Below are 18,001 nucleotides of genomic sequence, written 5' to 3'. Positions count from 1 at the left end.
TTTATTGTCCCCCGGCTGGAGCGTTATATCCATGCCGTGCCGGATAAAGCAGGAAGCCGAACCCCGCCAAAACCAGAATCACAACCTCCATAGTTCCGGCATTAAGGGATATGCCTGATGCTATCCCCCCTATAGGCAGTGAGGCTCTTCTGTCCGCTTATGGGGAGAAACAATAAGGAGTCTCCCGTCAATGGAAGACTCCCTGCTTGAGTAAAATTAATTCGGCAGACCTAATATTCGATCCGCCATATCCTCCCCCGTTTGCAAAAGGGATTGCAATGAAAACAAATGTTCCGCTCCTCGATTATTCCCCACTTTTGGCTCCTGCCAGGGGATATCAGCGATATACGCCAATGAAGCCTCCTCCGGAATTCGGCCCAGCTTGCGAAGCTCTTTCACCGCCTCTACAACGAAAGCCATAGCGGCTCCCTCCGATGAAAGTCCTTCCCCATACCAGCTCAGTTCCATAATAGCTTCCTCCGGATAAAAGCCCTGGCGCAGCTGCACCGTCACATTTCCTTGTACAGCAGGCAATTCACAGGTGAAGGGCTGTTGATCGACCATCCCGACAAGAACTGCAGACAGGGTAAAACAGGACGCTGACGGCTTGGGAGCCTCTATTGGGCTTCCGTGGAAAACGGCGTGCCGGACCCGTAAAGTCCCTGTACCGTTTTTTAAAGCCAAATAAATTAGCGTATGTCCCGGTTCCTGCGGGTCAGGAACCGCTTTTTGATATAACGCCTCGAACAGAACAAGTGTTCCGGAGCTCTGGATGTAACGGTCTGCCGCCAGCTGGACCAGAACCGGCTCCAGTTCCCCATTTCGGTATGCACCAGCCTTCAGCAAAGCCTGCAATAGCTGGCCGGAAGTGGAATCCGGCGAGGCTTGAGCCGTGATGGACCATTGTGTCCGCCTGGCTCGGGTGATTTCGGTGAGCAGGCTTCCGCTGCTCTCCACCAGCACCACGCGCAATCCCCGGCCGGCCAGCTTGGCGGCGCACACGACTCCGGCCACACTGCCCCCGATTACAGCGGCATCGTATTCCCCCAGGTTTATCTCTTGTGAAGCGTGAACACGGCTGGCTAATGCCGGGTTCAGCAGATATTCGGCTGCCCGGCCCACATACCGCCGGGGATCAGCTTCTGCTTCCCGCCATACATCCGGTACCGGGGCTTCGCGGCCCAACCTTTTCAGGAGAATGGCTCCCCGCAGCTCCAAGCTCCAGTGAAGGGATTCCGGCCGCTCGCCATGCATCAGGTAGTCCGCCCCCAGTTCAGTGCGCTGCAGGTATCGGAATAGCACTGAGGCCGTCCGGTTTTGTTCATCCTGGGACATATCCGGTAGCAGCACCGAGAGATAATCCAGCAGAAAGGTATGAATGACGGAGGATTCTGTTTCCTCCAGAGCCTTCAAAGCTTGCTGTAATGCCGCTCTGCTCTTCAAGAGCCGCAGCAATACAAATCCTGCCACCCAAAAGGGAACACACTTGGGATGATCGCTAAGCTTCGTCTTTTCCTTGCAGCGGATGAGCTCCAGGAGGAACGGAACGGCTTCATGACTGCCCATCAGGCACAGTGTAATGGCGGCCATCATCCTTTCTTCAATCGGAATGTCCTCCTGGAGCTTCCTGGTGAGCGCCCGGATCACGGACGCACGGGGACCGGCTTTATGGGCCAGCAGCCAAACCGCCTTCCAGCCCTCTCCTGTTCCCAAAGCTTGGACCAGATCACGCAATATACTCTCCGGGGCTGCCTTGATTTCCTCTAGGTCAATATGGGCAAGCGGCCCTTGAGTAAAACGCAGATTGCGCCCCTGCTTCCGTTCCAGATCCGTCTGCTCCAATACCCCGCGCTCCAAGAGCCGCCGCTGCAGCGCCCTCCGGTCAAGCTCCCGCGGACTTACGCGGGACTGGATGCTTATGGCAGCGGCAACACCTGCCGCTTCGCCCACCTTGTGCATGTCCTTTTGCATCCGGACACCCATGGAGACATCCCGGTCCACAGATAATGCGCGGCCGCCAACCAGGATTCCCTCCAAGCCGCGGGGCAGCAGACTGCCGTAGGGGATATCGCACCACAGCCCTTTGGTGAACAGGCCCAATACGGAGATCCACAGCTGGCTGAACCCGCTTTCGTTGCCGGTATCAAAGCCGTGATTATCCAGATGGGAGTAGCTCCGGGTGATGACCTCCGGCGAGGGAGTATCCTCGATATAATCCGCCAGACGGATGGTTGTGTCCCCTTCGATCCGTCCCCCTTCACGAAGGCCAAGCATCGCAGACAATCCGAAGTAACGGCTGCCCTGCTGGCAGGCCTCCGCCACCCATTCACGGCCGCGGAAGAAAGCCCGGGTCACATCCCACGGATCATACGGATCCACCCAGCCGGCGTCCAGATTGTCATACCCCAGGACACCGTTCTGCAGGCCCCGGGGGATATAGGAATAGTTATGGTAAATGCCGTCCAGCTCCCGTCCGTAGCGGAGTGTGCCTCCGGCCATACGGACAACACTGCCGTTTCCCGTACAATCCACAGTAACCTTGGCCGTAATCCGGAGCTGCCCCCACGGGGATGCGGCTCTGACACCGGACACGGTTGTACCGGACATCGCAACACCATTGACCACCGTATTTAAAAATACCTGTACGCCCCGCTCCGCACACAAGGCGCTCAGTGCTGCCCGTTTGGCCTCCGGATGGAAACCCTTGGTTTTGCCTCCGAACACCCGGGCAATCTCCTCCGTCCGGCGGTCCACCAGCTCCTGAAGCCCGCCCGGCGAACCGTAATAATACCGGTGAATGCCGCCTCTGGTGGCGACACCGCCCAATGCACTGTCACTTTCAACCAACACCACCCGGGCGCCTTCTTCAGCTGCAGCCAAAGCGGCCAGACAGCCGGAGGTGCCTCCACCGGCTATCAGAACATCTGTTTCTATGCATTCCAGTTGGTTAGGCTTCATGCCCCTCCCCCCTTCAAACGGAGTAAGAAGGTTTTGATCTCATAGGGTTTTATATGAAACTGAATGAGGCCTGTTTGCATCTCCCCCTCCGGACGCTCCATCAGATCCGTCTCCTGCCAGAAGGCCAATTCGCATGCAGTGTGCACAGCAACCTGTCCCCGGCGTCCTGCAAACTCATGCAGGCGGAGAATAATTCCGGTTCCGTCCTCGGCGGCTTTGACCGCATCGATCCAAACATGGTCAGCGGACAAGGAGATGAAGGAGCCTGCCTCTCCCTCCGGCAATCCGGCCGCCCCAACCATGGGGCAATTCAGGTCCCAGGCCTCCCGGGCTGTATCTCCACTAAGCCAATCCCCCTGATGGGGCAAAAGGGAATACGTAAACTGATGCTCTCCTTGATCCGCCTGCGGATCGGGATAGGTGGCGGATTTAATCAGACTGATGCGCAGCACGTTTTCCTTTACATCGTAGCCGTATTTGCAATCGTTCAGCAGGCTGACGCCGTAGCCGCGCTCCGACAGATCCACCCACTGGTGGCCTACATTTTCGAACCGGGCATAATCCCAGCTGGTGTTCCAGTGGGTCGGGCGCTTCACATTGCCGAACTGGACGTCATACGTAGCTTCCGTTGTACGGATATCCACGGGAAAGGCCGCCTTCAGCAGCTGGTGCTGCTCCCTCCAATCTACTGCCGTCCGGAAATCCATCCGGCGGCTGCCGGCATACACAATCAGCTCCTGGCGGATCACGGAATCCATATACCCCCATTCGAAGGCAACCACCGCCCGCAGGGGACCGGCCTCCTGAAGACGGACAGACCGCAGCTCCGTAACCGTGCGGGATTTCTCCTGGTAGAACAGGTCAATATTCCAGGCATCGAACTGCATGGGTTTGTCCTCAAACACCTGCAGCAGGTTGCCACAAGCACCGGGAGACAGCACCTCTCTGCCTAGTTGACGATCATAGATACGGGTAAATTGTCCAGCCTCGTTCCACTCCAGTTCATAGAACGGCGTTTCCAGACTTATCTCATTAAAGGTAAAGGGAATGTGGCCCGTCTCCACTGACGTACCCTCCGGCTCATACCAAACGGTCGTGAACCCGCAAGAAGGCGCATCCGCCACCTCCACCAGCCATCCCTCGGGCGTCCACTGGGCCTGCAGCGTGGAGTGGTCGGGCCGCCTCCAGCAGCCGGTGTTTTGCCCGTCATCCGCCGCAAGGGTTACCAGCCCCGACCGATGCCAGGAAGCGCTGTTCCACACGGTGAAGCCCCTGGCTGTATCCCGGCCGCTATCGGCAGCAACAGATGCTGTACCGCCGCCGCTTAGCAAGGCTGCCTCTGTTTCCCGCTTCACCTGCTCCAGCAGCTGTGCCGCTTCCGCATACTCCTCTCGGGCGTCCTCGTATACCTCCGCAATAGAGGAGCCGGGAATAATATCATGAAACTGGTTGCGAAGGACGATTTTCCAAACCCGGTTCAACTGCTCCTGGGTTTGATTAAGAGATACCCCTGAGTTTAATACTCCCGCCCAAACCGACCACAGCTCCGTTTCCCGCAGGGACAGCTCAAAGCGCCGGTTGGCCTTTTTAATAAAGGCCTGGCTGGTGTAGGTGCCCCGGTGATTCTCCAGATACAGCTCCCCGTCCCAAACATGCACGTATTGATCGGTTCCCGCCGCTTTTTCCTCCAGCTCCTGGAAGAAGGTGTCCGCCCGACCCGTTACAGCCTTGGGCAATCCCGGCATCCGGTCCAGCCTGCGGCGCATCTCCAGCATATCCCGGTTGACACCGCCGCCCCCGTCCCCGAAGCCGTAGCAGAGCAGCAGCTCCTCGTTCCAGGCTTTGTCCCGGTAATTCCGCCAGATGCCGGTCAGCGTCTCGGGCACCACATAACCGTTATAGGTGTAGTAGGTTTCGTGGGGAAACTCAATTTCAGGCGTCGTTATAAAATGGGTCAGCACCTCCGAGCCGTCCATCCCCTTCCAGACGAAGGTGTCATGGGGCATCCGGTTGTACTGGCTCCAGCTGATTTTCGTGGTCATAAAAGAAGTGATGCCCGATTTGCGGAGAATCTGCGGCAGGGCCCAGCTGTACCCGAATACATCGGGCAGCCAGAGATACTTGCACTCTGTGCCGAATTCCTCCCGGAAGAAACGGGTACCGAACAAGATCTGCCGCACCAGGGATTCCCCGGAGGTCAGGTTGCAATCCGCCTCCAGCCACATGGCCCCGCCTGCCTCCCAGCGTCCCTCCCGGATGCGCTCACCGATTTGCGCGTACAGCTCCGGGTAATCTGTTTTGATATATTCATACAATTGGGGCTGGGTTTGCAAAAAGATATATTCCGGATACTCCTCCATCAGGCGCAGCACCGTGGAAAAGGAGCGGGCTGCTTTTTCCCGGGTATGGCGCAGCCGCCACAGCCAGGCCACATCGATATGGGTATGCCCGATACAGCGAACAGTGACAGGATGGTTGGCGGGAAGAAGCTCCAGCTCCTCCCGGAGCGTCGCTGCCGCTTCCGCGACAGAGCCGTAATAGGCATCGGAGCCGGGTTTGGACCAATCCACCCGGTTTAGGGAACGGTTCAACAGAGCCAGCAGCGTTTGTCTGTCGGGAGTGGTGTCCGGCAGTACGGATACGGTTTCCCGGACGGCCCGCGCGGTATAATACAGATCGTCCGAAGCCTTATGAAGGAAGCAAAGCTCTGCCTGTTTGATCTCATGAATCTGAAGCTGGGGCACACCTCCGCCCTCCAGGCCGGACCACAGCCGGAAGATCAGCTGCACCGGTTGTCCCGCCAGCTCATCCAGGAATACCTCCTGGTGATTGCTGTCTACGCCTTGCAGCGGACGGCCATTCAGGAACAGCAAGGATTCGAAGCCCTGGCTGTTGCCGTGATGGGTCCGGCCAAAATCAAACCGCCCCACCAGCCGGTGCTCCGCCAACTGCTCAGGCAGCAGCGCCTCCACCTTGAGCCAGACATAGCGGTCCCTCCCGCTCCACCGCTCCCCCAGCTGCAGGGTTTCCCAGGTATCTTGGCTGGGAGGTTCGGCAGCTATTTCCCCGAGTTCATCCGTCAGCATCTCCAACACTTCAAAACGGGTGATGGTCCGGTAGCGCAGCTCCCCGATTTCAGCGATACGCTGCTTCAATTTCTCTTCAGTCCAAAACATGGCCGACCTCCTCTGCCGGGTTAGGCGTGTGATTTTGTGGCGATTCCAACCGGACATACGACTGGCCTTGCTTCATCTGGCGTTTCCAGAGTCCGGACATGGGGTCCTTCAGAAATCCATTGGCTGACAAAGCGGACTCTCCTTCATTCCTGCAGTCGAAATAACACCAAGCATCCCCCGTCAGACTGGTTTGGATGGCAAGACCGTCCCGGTAATCGATATAAGCATCCGTCTTTAATAACGAGCTGAACCGGCAATTTCCGCCGCTTTTCCAATAGCTGCCGTTGTGCAGGGTGATTCGCTCCAGTTCCCCTTCCGGACTGTAGAGCGCCGTACTTAAGAACGCATCCGTTTCGATTCCGGCGAAGCTTCCATGGGCATTATCATGCATCACCCGGCCATCGGCATGGAGATTGCAAAGCACCATCAGCACTCGTCCTTCGGGATAAATCAACCGGATGGTTTGAAACTGGTCATCGGCTTGTTTTTCCACCGTCACGGCGGGAGCTTGGGGCAGGGTGAACAGCGTCATAAACTTGATTCGGCGGTTCTCCCCTTCAGCGCAGACCTTCATATATTCCGCCTCCGGAAAAATATCCTCCAGTCCCGTCCCCCGATGGGCAGCAGTGGAGTAACCCTTCTCCCGGATGTATTGTTTGGTCTCCGGGTATAGATGGCGTACCGACAGCTTATCGCTTTCACTGGATGGTGTGCCGTCCGGAGAGATATGAAGAGTTTCCCCGTCCAATTCGGCCATGCCTTTGTAGTGAAGCAGCCATTGGAAGCTTCCCTCCCGGTTGGCAAACAGATCGTCCACCATAATCAGATATCCGTCCAGCAGAAGGAAATGCCGGTAAAAGCGGTGGAACAGGTTCATGTATGGTCCCGTGCAGTCTGCCAGCAAGTAGCGGTAATCCGGGGCTTCCAGATAAGCAGGCAGCCATCCTTCAAATTTGGTACCGAATTCGATCATGTCCGGAGGCTGGCCTTCCCCGTCCAGCAGCACCACGTTATGCGCGACAGACTGGCGGTAATAAGCGTTGTACAGCGGTTTGGAGTAGACGCAGTAGCCTGAATCCATAATCCATTCCCTGCCGCCGCTGACGAGTACGAAGCTGCCCGCATCCAGATGGTTATGGTTCCAGCTTTCCCCGGTTTTGACCGCCAGAAGGGTGCCGCCGTCCTCCGTCGCTTTCCCGTCCCGGATCATGCCATAGCCGCTGTGGGTCAATATGGAGACCCCAGGCCGGTGCTCCGAAAATTTAGGCTCCATGTGTTCAGGATAATAAAACAGCTCCAGCGGTCCCGCCGGGAAATCCAGATTCGCCAGGAAAAAAGCCAGCATGTCCCCTCTGCCGCATTCCTCCGCCAGCCGCAGCCATACATGCCCATTGCCGTTGCGGGCTCCCGAATCACCGAAGGTAAAGCTGTGCAGCTTCCCGTCGAGATGGAATACCGTCTCCAGATACGCGTCGGGAATACAGCTAAGAAGCGGCTGGATAAACAGACTGGTTTCTCCTGTCGTACGCCGGTACAAATCCTCAAACACCATAAAGCTGCCCAGAGCATAATCCAGATAGCTCATGGTTTCGATATAATCGCCGTTAGGACCGAAGTTGGCTTTTTTGTTCTGAAGCACATTGCCGGGGTAGGCAAACCACTCCTTCAGCCCCTCCGTAATGGTATGCAGGTAAGCTGCGTATCCCTCCGTCTGATCCCCCAGGGTCAATAAAACCATTCCGGCTCCGGACACACAGACAATCCACCAGTTATGGCCCATGGTATCCAGGGCATGGATTTTGCGGGTGGGGTCCAGCCAGTCTGTATACAATGGCAGAAAAGCCTTGGTGTACAGCTGCTCCTCGATGGTGCGCTTCTCTTCATGGGTTAACGTATCCCGGATGCAGTCGTAAGCCAGGGAAAGATGAAGCCCGATATCCGCCGTCCACAGATCGGAGGCCCTTCCCGAGCCGGTCTGGTACAGCCAGGCTTCTTCCTTACCGATCAGGAGAATCAGCTCCTTGATCCCCCGGGCCAGCTCCGTCCCCCCGTTCATCCTGTACAAAAAAGCCAGATGATGGGCCCGTTTGGCCTGCTCACGGATATAATTGCCCAAGGTAAAGCGTTTGTTGCCGCCAAACTGCCGCACCCTGTTCTGCATGTCCTTCTGGGTACGCGCCACCTCCTGCACGTCTGCACTGCCAAAACCTGCTGATTCGGCCTCCAGTAAGAGCCAGCCCTTTTCAATTATAGGGTTGGTCTTAATCTGGCGGCGGATGGCTTCCAATCTCTGATCCTCATAAAACACCATGGTTTCTCTCCCTCCTGCAAACGGATTGGGCCGGGAGGGGGCGGCAACTTACCGCTTCCTCCGGCCTGTCCTTGTCTATAATTCCGGCTGTAGCCGGGTTAGGAGCCGATGAATCAAAGCAGCTGCCTCCGCCCGGGTTGTGGGCCGAAGCGGCTCCAACTGCCCGCCGGTTCCTTGCACCACACCCAGCTCCGTAAGACGGCCAATGCTTTCTTGGGCATAAGGCGCCACCTGCGTATGGTCGGAGAAGCTGTTCAGCGGTGTTGACGAAGATGCCGGACGGATTCCGGCTGCGCGGATAACACGGTCCGTCAGCACCATCATATCCTGCCGGGTGACGGCTGCTTCCGGATGGAAATTTTGGCCGTCGCTTCCTGCAATGCCCAGGCTTTGGGCTGTAGCCACCGCTTCGTAATAGTACGATTCGGCGGGGACATCCCGAAAGGTTTTGTCCGGTTGTTCTCCCGCTGCCGGCTCGAAGGCCCTCATCAAGAGAAGCACATAATCCGCGCGGGTAACGGGTTGGTCCGGTGCAAACTCCCGCTCCGATACTCCTTGTATGACTCCGCGGGCAGCCAAGGCCGCAACCGGACTTTTAGCCCAATGTGCGTTCTCCATATCCGCGTAGAATCGCAGTGTGTACGCGGCTGCAAAAGTGCCAAAGCTTGAGGTGCGGAAGATGATGGAGCCGGTTTGGGGAACATATCTGCTGTCAATAACCGGCTTTACCATGTCCTTCTCCTGCATCAAGGACCAGACAACCAGAGCTTCCGGATGGGTACGCTCTGCCTGGGTGGGGCTATAGGGCAGCTCTACAGTTATTCCGTTTCTGGCTGAGATAGCGTGCACAGGCTGACCATCGCGCTTCAGTAAAATGTCCACGATGGGTTTGTCCCGTATCACCTCCAGCTGGTTTGGGGTTATCATGGCTCCGGTTGCTGTGGAATGGCGGTTTACTGACAACGAAATTTTGCTCAAGGAAGTTTTGCTGCTGATTTCTTCAGGAGTGCTGCCTGTCAGCTCACCGGCGGGAATCCTTACCTTGGCAAAGGTGGTATGGAGCTCCACGCGTGTATCCGCCGGCCAACTGGCCAACTCCTGTGCGGGCATAAGAGCTTCAAACCCTGTAGCCCCCTCCGGCATAATTGGTTCCAGGCGAATGGAACGGGCCTTGAGGGCTTTAGCTTGCTCCAGTATAGCCGCAGAAATCACCGCTTGAGCCAGTCCGCTTGCGTCCGGCTTCTCCGGCTTAAAGCTCAACACGGCTGTGCCGTCCGGAAGCTGATGGAGTGAAGCTGTTGGAGCAGGTTCCCCGGTTTCAGACGCTGGTGCCGGTTCCTCCGGCTCCTCGCCTTCCTGCTCTTCCTGGCCGACGGATCGCTCTACCACCTGGAACACCAATTCCGCGCGGTGCGTGCCGGAGCCAGCCAGGATGGTATAGGTGCCATAAGGCGCATCGGCCGGAAGTGTCAGGGGAACCCCAGCAGCAAAACGGTCTTGCGGGATTACATCCGTCCAGAGGATCGTTTGGTTGGGACGGAGAATTTGAACCACAATCCGGGATAGGCTTGTGTTGCCCCGGATGGTTACCGTCTCACCCGTGTACCGGGAGCCCGGCGATTCCAGGGTGACCGCTTGGGCTGCCGCTGCTTCCGGGATGTCCGTTGAGAGTAGTGGAGTGGAAGCCGCATCTGTTACGTTTGAGAGATCAAGTGGAGCTGAAACCGTAGTTGGGATGCTTGAAACATCCAGTTGAGCCAAAGTCGTATCCGGGAAGTATAAAGCCTGCATATAGGCAGAACCCGTTGCAGAAACGGGGACGGCTGAAGTCAACACGGCTGCAAATGCCACAGCCCCGATAAGAAATCCGCGCACTTTTTCCCCTCCCCTCTAGTGTGGTGTTAGCAAAGTCCAGATCCGCTAACGGAACTTACAAGCGCTTAGAGGCCCGAAATACACCAATCAGATTTCTTACGGAATTGAGAAGCCCTTAGCGCACCAAAAGTCGGCATTCAAGAGCAAATTTGTGTTTTAAGAGCTTCTCAGTTCCGTTACACATCACAACGGGTCGATTTCAGCGTCTAAGCGTCGTATAGTTCCGTTACAGCTCTGCATCAATGTCTACATCACCTGTTCCGTCATTATTCTCCCCGCAAATTTCCGCATACTGTTCCGTTACAGCTTCCCACCACTTCCTCATACTCCTTCTTGCCTTCATGGCGCTGAAATGTACAGAAGTATGCTCCAGTCTCACCAGTACCTCCACCCATTCGCCTACTCCAGCACCACCTTGGGAGATAACGGTACAGGCATACCCGTGCCGCCGCCACTGTTCAGCCGGTCCAGCATCAATATATGGACCGTGTACGCGCTGTTGCCTGGATCAGCTACATCGAAGTGGCCTGTTAGCTCTTCGCCCCCGGCAAACACCTGGCTGGAGGCTACGTAGCTGACCGGCGTTGTGCCCCTCATCAGCTGGAACAGCACCACCGCGTGGCCTGCTGGAGCGGGTACTCCGTCTTCACGGTGGATACGCACCGTTGCCGACAGCCCGGAGGCCCGCTGGAGTCCGCCCACCGCTTCCAGACGGAAGGGATGCGGCGCTTCCACCACCCGGACGGTCCGGACAACCGTAACCGCTTGGTTGCCGGCTTGATCCCGGACATTATACTGCAGCACATATTCCCCAACGACAGCCGCGTTTACACTGCCGGTGACCACCACAGAAGCAGTCAGATCACCGTCGGTTTCGTCAACGGCGCTAAATCCGGGCTCCGCAAAAGCATTCCCCTGCACCAGCTCCATTTCCGCTGCGCCCAACAGGGTAATCACCGGCGGAACACGGTCTCCCGGGGACTGCCCGCCAGCTGGAGAAAGCACCATCTCACCGAACTGGGCGGGATTCTTACCCGAGCCGATGCCGCTCATATATTCCAGCCAGCCATGCCGCCCTGGCCCGTCGTCATCATTAACCAGGAAGGAGAAACCAACCAGTGTTTCCGGTATGGCAACCCCCGCAGGCAGGAGCTCCGACCAGGGCACCGCTACCTCATAAACCGTTGTCCGCTCCGCTTCATTGCGAACAATGGAGGCCTGGGCTGCCGCCAGGGCACCAACCGGCTTGCCGGCAACTCCCGACCACCGCCACTTCACCGTATCCCCGGCATCCGAACGGGCGAACAACAGCTCCGTGTACCCGGCGCTGCCCGGTCCAGCCAGCCGGCCGTGGTCGATCATAAACTGGATGCTGTCCCCCATCCAGGCAGCACCGTCGGAGCTGGCCTGGCGGTGGACATTGTCCTTCACTACAGCAGCCAGGTAAAGATTATCCTGGTCCCATTGGGTGTACCCCACGGCGCTCAGATCATCTGCGCCGCCCCAAGGCACCGAGCCGCCGCTGACATTCTTGTATTGGGCAGCCTCCGCCAGCCGGAAGGGCATAGCTCCCGCCCATTCCCCGCCAACCACACCATCCGGCACGATCAATGACGCCGCACGTTTCGCCGCCAGGAAATTCACGGGCTGGACCACAGATTGCCGGACCCCGGTATCCAGGTTCACCACCACCTCCAGCTCTACCCGGCGGGTATCCGGGGGTAGGGGCACAGGCAGCAGCAGCTTCGCCGCCGCCCCCGGTGCCAGACTGGCCAATGGAACCGTCGCTCCCGGCTGGGGCCACTCGGCCGTTGGCCCCAAACCCACCGTCCCGCTGATGGGGACGGTGCTCCGGTTCTCCAGCTCCACCTCCACCGCCCAGTGCTGCCAGTCTCCCGGCTGCACAAGCTTCGGAACAAGGGATTTGATATTAGCCAGCTTATCCAGATCCACTTGCGTGGAGATGGTGGTGTTTAATTGCCGCACCGGCTCCTTGCCCAGCGATCGGAAGATATTTTGCCCCAGCTCCAGGCGGGTCAGCGTGCTTTGATCCAAAGCGATCCCGAAATATGGAGTCGTATCGATGGTATTGCCGGAAATCACCAGATCGCCCTTCATACTGCGCAGCACCGTAATGGCGCCATAGTGGTAGGTGGAGCTGCCCTGATTGGTCCGGGTCAGCGTATTGTTCTGAATCCGCACCTTCTCCGCATGGAAGGCTTCGCTGGTATAGTACACGGCGATACCTGCCAGATGGGTGTCCGTAATAGTATTCCCTGTTACCTCAATCTGGTTGCCGCTGGCAATACTGACGCCGGACTGGTCACGAGAGCCAGCCAACTGATTACCGGCAATCCGGATATATTGGGGCTCCCGGCCGATGGTCCCCAGCTTGTTGACCAGCACCGCCGAATCCCGGGAGTTCTGCACCGTATTATTCTCCACGAACACCTGACGGCTGGCCAGAATCTCCACACCACCAGTCCCCGCATTGGTCACCGTGCTGTTCTTGACCGACACTCGGGTGGAGGTGTCCACCAGAATACCGGGACCGCCGGAATTGACCGCGGTGACATGATCTACAGCCACACCCGTGCTGCCGGTCAGATCCAGGAGTGCCCGGTTATGACGCTGGTACGGCTGCTCCGCCAGCTCCAGCTTCAAGCCCTGTACAGAAGCGCCAGTTACTCCGGCAAGCCGCAAGCCCTGATGCTCGGCAGAAGTAAAACGCAGCACACTGCCGTCCCCGTCTCCGCGGATCCGCAGATTGCTCTTCCCTTTTACAGCCAGATGATGTCCGATGGCCGTAAAGGCCAGCTTATCCTGACCCGTCTGCGGGCTCAGCTTGTAAACCCCGGCAGGCACATACAGGCTGCCGCCCTGTGCTGGCACCGCATCCAACGCGGCCTGGAAGGCGTGAGTATCATCCGAAGCCCCGTCACCCTTGGCGCCAAAGGTCCTCACATTAATCTCTTGGCTGCTTCCTGCCGGCAATACGGCCGGAGCTTCCGCCCATCCGGTTTCACTGGCGGCGCTGCCAAGAGCCTGATAAAGATCCACATATTCCGGCGGATCCGTCACCACGTCAAAGCCGGTCCGCACTGGCACCGTAGGCTGAGAAACCCGGTTGCCCGAATAGGTGAGTGTTCCCTTCAACGTTCCACCGAAGAGAACGCTATTGGCGTTCCCGAGGAAGGAATTGCCCGTCATTTCCAACCCGTCGATCACTGCATTGCCATTAATTTTCACGGCACTCTCCAGAGAGCCTTCAATCCGGTTATTACGGACAGCCAGCGTTTTTCCCTGCAGAGCCGAGCTCCACGCACTGAAAAAGATACCGTTCCCCGGATTGCCGTAAATCTTGTTATTTTCAATGTTCACCCGTGTGGCGTTGTTGTTGAGCACCACAGAGCCCTTATAGACACCGCTGTTGCGGTTGTTGTTATCGGCTCGGTTGTTCTGGTCGGAGCGGAGGATGGTATTCCCCTTGATGGAGACATCCTGCACCGGAATCCCGGATTCCCCGGCCTGCCCTAAGGAATTGGTGAAAATACCGGACAGGAGCGAGCTTTCGATCCAGTTGTTCTCCAGCTTGTGCCCGATGCCACCGGCGCTGATGCCCCGGCCCCAGGGTGTTTTGATAATGGTATTGTACAAGGCGTAGTTGTTCTGAGAGACCGGCCAATTGTTGGTCCCGGGTGCGTCGGACACAAATCCCACCGCGTCGTCATTACTGTTCTCCACCCAGTTGTAGGCGGCCACCACATCCACCGTATTGGCAAAATGGATGCTGTCGGCTCCCGTATTGCGAACAACGTTACCTACAGCCCAAACGTTCCGCGTATTCTGCCAAAACACCATGCCGATGCCGCCTTGGTCCACATTCAGGTTCACGGCTTGGATATTTTGTCCGGACAGGCCCAGATTGTACGGTCCGTTGATGGAGCGCATATCCATACGCGGCGTCCAAGAGGTGCTGAAGCCCCGCAGGGAGTAGTTGGTGCCGTCCAGCCGCCAGCCGTAGGGGCGTCCGCTCATATAAGCCCCGCCGGAGTTGCTATAGGTTTGCCCGTTGGGTACGGATGAGATGCCGGGATTCCGGAAAACGATAACTGTTGATTCCCCGTCTCCGACAAAATGGATATTGTTCAAGGCTCTTGCCCCGGTTCTGTCCCAGAAGCGGCGGCTTTCCGGCGTGGTGCCGTTGGTGGGTGTAGGAGCGAAGAAGTATTTGCCTGCAGGCATATAAACCACGCCCCCGCCCTGGCCATTCAAGGCGTCGATAGCCAGATCAAAAGCGGCTTTATCGTCAGTGACCCCATCCCCTGTGGCACCGTAATCCCGGACATTGGCCACCTTCATGGAGGCGTAATCAATGCGGGGCATGGCTTCCAGACCGGGACGGTTATAGAAGCTGTCCGGCAGATTGGTGACACCGCTGGGCACCTGAGGCAGCATCGTATACGTGAAGGAGGCAGCCTGACTTGGAGTCCAGCCCTGCTTTTTAGCATAGGCTCGTATAGTAGCACCGCTGTTCAACCCAAAAGGGCCACTATACAAGGTCCCTCCAAGCACCGGATCGCTTCCGTCCAAGGTGTAGTAGATTTCGGCTCCAACGGTTTGCGTCGATAACTGAATCTGTGTACCGGCAGCCACTGCGCCGGAGGGCGGCTGGGCTGTAACCGGAGAAACTACCGGCTGCTGTCCTGTTTTCACCACCAGCTCAGGTCTGTTACCCGCAGCACGTGTGGAGAAGAACTTGGCATTCAGGTCCACAGCGCTGTTATCTGTCATCCGGAACGAAACAGAGCCTTCGCCAGCTGTCAGCCGATTGTTTACAAATGACGTCACATCATACTCATACCAGCCAATGCTGCGGACAGTTTGTGTGCCCAGCGGGGTTCCCGCATCCGCCGGGGCGTTATTCCACGTAAGGGTGTTCTCCTGCCAGGCTGACCCCAACAGCCCGCTGACCGTTACCGGCACATCCTTGGTCAGCTCCTCCTTCCCATATACCCGCAGGGTGACACTGTTCAACGAAGCTCCGGCGAAGGCAGACAAATCAAACTTTAGATATCCGTGCCGGGTGTTCACCAGATCAGGAGAACCGTTCAGAATCCGGGCTTTGACCCAAAATTCCGTTCCGGCGGCCGGATCGGGGCTGGCAGCAGGAACCTTCATCATTTGGTTGGTAGCCGCATGATTCACTCCACCGCTGCTGCCTCCCCGGGTGTTGACGGACTCCGTAGCGGCAAGCGTAATCTCCTGCTCCACCACAACAGGCTGGGGCGTAAACTGCACCGTCGGATTCCAGAAGGTGTGATCGTTATTCAAATTGCCGTTTCGGTTGATTTCGAATGTGATGGTGTCCCCAGCCTCTACAGCAATGCCGCTGACCCCGCTAGGTACCAACGGTGTGCTTCCCGGAACTAAAGAGCTCCATAAGGCCGTACCATTCCGTTTAATGGAAGCGTTTACACCGTCTCCGTTATTATCCCCCTTCCGGACCTCTCCGGTGATTTCTACGGTTCCTTTGGCTGGAGAGGTCCAGGTGCGGACAGCATCGCCATTGTTGGCGGGATGCATCTCTCCTCCCTTCACCCAAGGATAGATGGGGGATGCCCCGGACTGCTGCCATCGTTTGTTGGCAGTATCATAGTGGGGCAGATCATTATACACCCCTCCGGCCAACCGCTGGTAGCTCCATTGGCTCTGCCCCTGCACCTCGCTGAAGCCCGCCGAAGCGGAATAGACCGTACTGGCGGAAGCCGGCTCCTCAGCCAAAGCCGCCGCAGGCAGAATGGCTGTCAGAATCAGACAGCCGGCTAACATCAAGCTTAATCTCCGTTTCAAATCGGTCATGTTCCACTCTCCCTATTCATATTGAAAGGTTCTGAGTCATGCCATGGTGTGATTTGATGCCGCAAGCGAGCCGGCTTTTGCGGTATATGCGCAATAAGCCGGCAGCTTGTAATGCGGGAACGGATGGGAAACGTCAGTCGAATTTCATTTTGTACAGCTCATCCATAAAGATCCAGCTGCTCTTGTTTTCCTTGTACCAGTTTTTGTACCAGTCCTCCAGCTTTTTGCCGCCTGCCTTATCCCAGGCATCCTTTACATCCTTCACACCTTGATCTACCGTGTAGGAATTGCCGCTGACCACGGATTTGGCCATAATATCGTTCATGTTGTTCCAGCCGTCGTTGAAGATAGTGTTCAAGTCCTTGTCCAGGGAAGGACGGAACTTGGAATGAGTGAAGCCGGGATGCGGACGGGCAGGATCAAGATACAGTTTATCCATCTCCTTGGCAATCTTGATCCATTCCTGATCCACAGCGTTCGTGGATTGCGGCGATCTTCCGCCAATGGTGCATTGCTGCAGGTTATAGGTCGGCATGAACATCTTATAGTCGTTGATGTAGCCCATTTCGGTTTTGTTCTTGGCGGCATCGATAGGCTGCGGGCAGCCGGTGGCGTCCTTCTTATAGTTCACATTCTCAATGCCGTTGGTGAACACCTCCACCGTCGAGGGTTTTACCATAAAGTCCACATACTGCATAACGGCCTGCGGGTCCTTGGCTTTGGCATTCACAGAGGCGGTCAGAGCCAGCGGCGGGTTAAAATCAGGTCCGAATTGCCCGTATTGGGATTTCGGGAAGGCCATGGGCACGATCACTGCATCGGGGGTGCTTTTCTTCAGGGTATCGAAGTTTTTGCTGACAACGCTGGTATACGCCAGGTAAATCCCCAGCTTGCCGTTGGCAAAGTCCTGCTCCGCCTTCTGCCCGTTTTTGTCGGACAGGAAGTCCTTATCCACGATGCCGTTATCGAAGAGCTTCTTCTTAAATTCGTAGGCCGGCTTAATCCGGTCAAACTGACGGATCAGCTCCCCGTTCTCCACGATGAACATTTCGTTTTGGAACATGGCGTCCACATAATACGAAGCAAACTGGCTCAGGTTGATGCCGAAGGTATCCTTTTTGCCGTTGCCGTCCGGGTCCTTATTGGCGAAGGCATCCGCCACCTGGTACAGCTCCTCCACGGTTTCCGGGATCTTCAGGTTCAGCTTATCCAGCCAATCCTTACGGATGACCATGGTGCCCAGCACCTCGGGTTTGGTCACCTTGGCGAATTCATACATCTTTCCGTCGGGTTTGGTGGCCAGCTTTTTGATCGCCGGGAATTTCTCCAGAATTTTCTTGTACTCCGTGCTGTGTTTATCGATCAGGTCATTGATGGGCAGCAGCTGCTTCTGGGACCACAGGGTATTGATGAAGGCGTTGTCGAACTCCAGCACCAGATCAGGCGCTTCGCCGGAGGCAAACAGAATGCTGTACTTCTGCTGGGATTCGTTCCGAGGGATGGTGACGAACTTGACATCCGCAGGTCCGTTCTGGTTGATCCACTTGGTCCAGCGGTTATCCGTGTAGCTGCCCTCTTCCTTCGGCACCTGGCCCCGGTCATAGATAGCCACGGAGATGCTGCCGCGTTTGGCCGGAGCTGTGGAAGCCTGGGTGGTAGCAGCGGCTGTCCCGGAGGCAGCCGGTTTATCGGTTTCCTTGGCTGTTTCCTCTTTGGCACTGGAGCAGGCAGCCAGCACTGTAACCAGTGACAAGGCGGCCGTTACGGAAAGTACAGTTCCTTTTTTCATACGCCGTTTGGACATTGCAACCCCTCCATA

General features: G+C 57.0%; 7 protein-coding genes. All 7 read right to left on the bottom strand.

The window, feature by feature from the left end; all coding sequences use genetic code 11:
- Nucleotides 1-216: 216 nt before the first annotated feature.
- The 7 genes from ACI1P1_RS22395 to ACI1P1_RS22365 all read right to left on the bottom strand — a co-directional run bounded on the left by ACI1P1_RS22395 (nucleotide 217) and on the right by ACI1P1_RS22365 (nucleotide 17,986).
- Nucleotides 217-2,958, bottom strand: a complete 2,742-nt coding sequence (locus ACI1P1_RS22395) for an FAD-dependent oxidoreductase (RefSeq protein ID WP_416218673.1) — start codon at nucleotides 2,956-2,958, stop codon at nucleotides 217-219.
- Nucleotides 2,955-6,134 (bottom strand): alpha-mannosidase, encoded by a 3,180-nt coding sequence (locus ACI1P1_RS22390; protein ID WP_416218672.1) that lies wholly within the window; start codon nucleotides 6,132-6,134, stop codon nucleotides 2,955-2,957. The genes ACI1P1_RS22395 and ACI1P1_RS22390 overlap by 4 nt, the downstream gene beginning before the upstream one ends.
- A complete protein-coding gene (locus tag ACI1P1_RS22385; protein WP_416218671.1) occupies nucleotides 6,121-8,445 on the bottom strand; it encodes a heparinase II/III family protein in 2,325 nt (774 codons plus the stop codon). Before ACI1P1_RS22385 ends, ACI1P1_RS22390 begins: the two co-directional genes overlap by 14 nt.
- A gap of 75 nt (nucleotides 8,446-8,520) precedes the next feature.
- Nucleotides 8,521-10,320, bottom strand: a complete 1,800-nt coding sequence (locus ACI1P1_RS22380; RefSeq protein WP_416218670.1) for an S-layer homology domain-containing protein — start codon at nucleotides 10,318-10,320, stop codon at nucleotides 8,521-8,523.
- A gap of 226 nt (nucleotides 10,321-10,546) precedes the next feature.
- Nucleotides 10,547-10,711, bottom strand: a complete 165-nt coding sequence (locus tag ACI1P1_RS22375) for a hypothetical protein (protein ID WP_416218669.1) — start codon at nucleotides 10,709-10,711, stop codon at nucleotides 10,547-10,549.
- An 8-nt stretch (nucleotides 10,712-10,719) separates the two neighbouring features.
- Nucleotides 10,720-16,182: a CBM96 family carbohydrate-binding protein gene (locus ACI1P1_RS22370; protein ID WP_416218668.1), complete on the bottom strand. Its 5,463-nt coding sequence runs from the start codon at nucleotides 16,180-16,182 to the stop codon at nucleotides 10,720-10,722.
- A 133-nt stretch (nucleotides 16,183-16,315) separates the two neighbouring features.
- Entirely contained in the window at nucleotides 16,316-17,986 is a 1,671-nt protein-coding gene (locus tag ACI1P1_RS22365; protein ID WP_416218667.1) for an extracellular solute-binding protein, read from the bottom strand.
- Nucleotides 17,987-18,001: the final 15 nt, after the last annotated feature.

It is taken from the genome of Paenibacillus mesotrionivorans (assembly GCF_046098205.1).
In the GTDB taxonomy this organism is placed as follows: Bacteria; Bacillota; Bacilli; order Paenibacillales; family NBRC-103111; genus Paenibacillus_AR; species Paenibacillus_AR mesotrionivorans.
Note: the sequence above shows the minus strand (reverse complement) of the source record. Positions and strands in the feature narration are given on the sequence as shown.

Coding starts and splice junctions, on each gene's coding strand:
- ACI1P1_RS22395 (WP_416218673.1), bottom strand. CDS start 2,958: ATGAAGCCTAACCAACTGGAATGCATAGAAACAGATGTTCTGATAGCC.
- ACI1P1_RS22365 (WP_416218667.1), bottom strand. CDS start 17,986: ATGTCCAAACGGCGTATGAAAAAAGGAACTGTACTTTCCGTAACGGCC.
- ACI1P1_RS22385 (WP_416218671.1), bottom strand. CDS start 8,445: ATGGTGTTTTATGAGGATCAGAGATTGGAAGCCATCCGCCGCCAGATT.
- ACI1P1_RS22370 (WP_416218668.1), bottom strand. CDS start 16,182: ATGACCGATTTGAAACGGAGATTAAGCTTGATGTTAGCCGGCTGTCTG.
- ACI1P1_RS22390 (WP_416218672.1), bottom strand. CDS start 6,134: ATGTTTTGGACTGAAGAGAAATTGAAGCAGCGTATCGCTGAAATCGGG.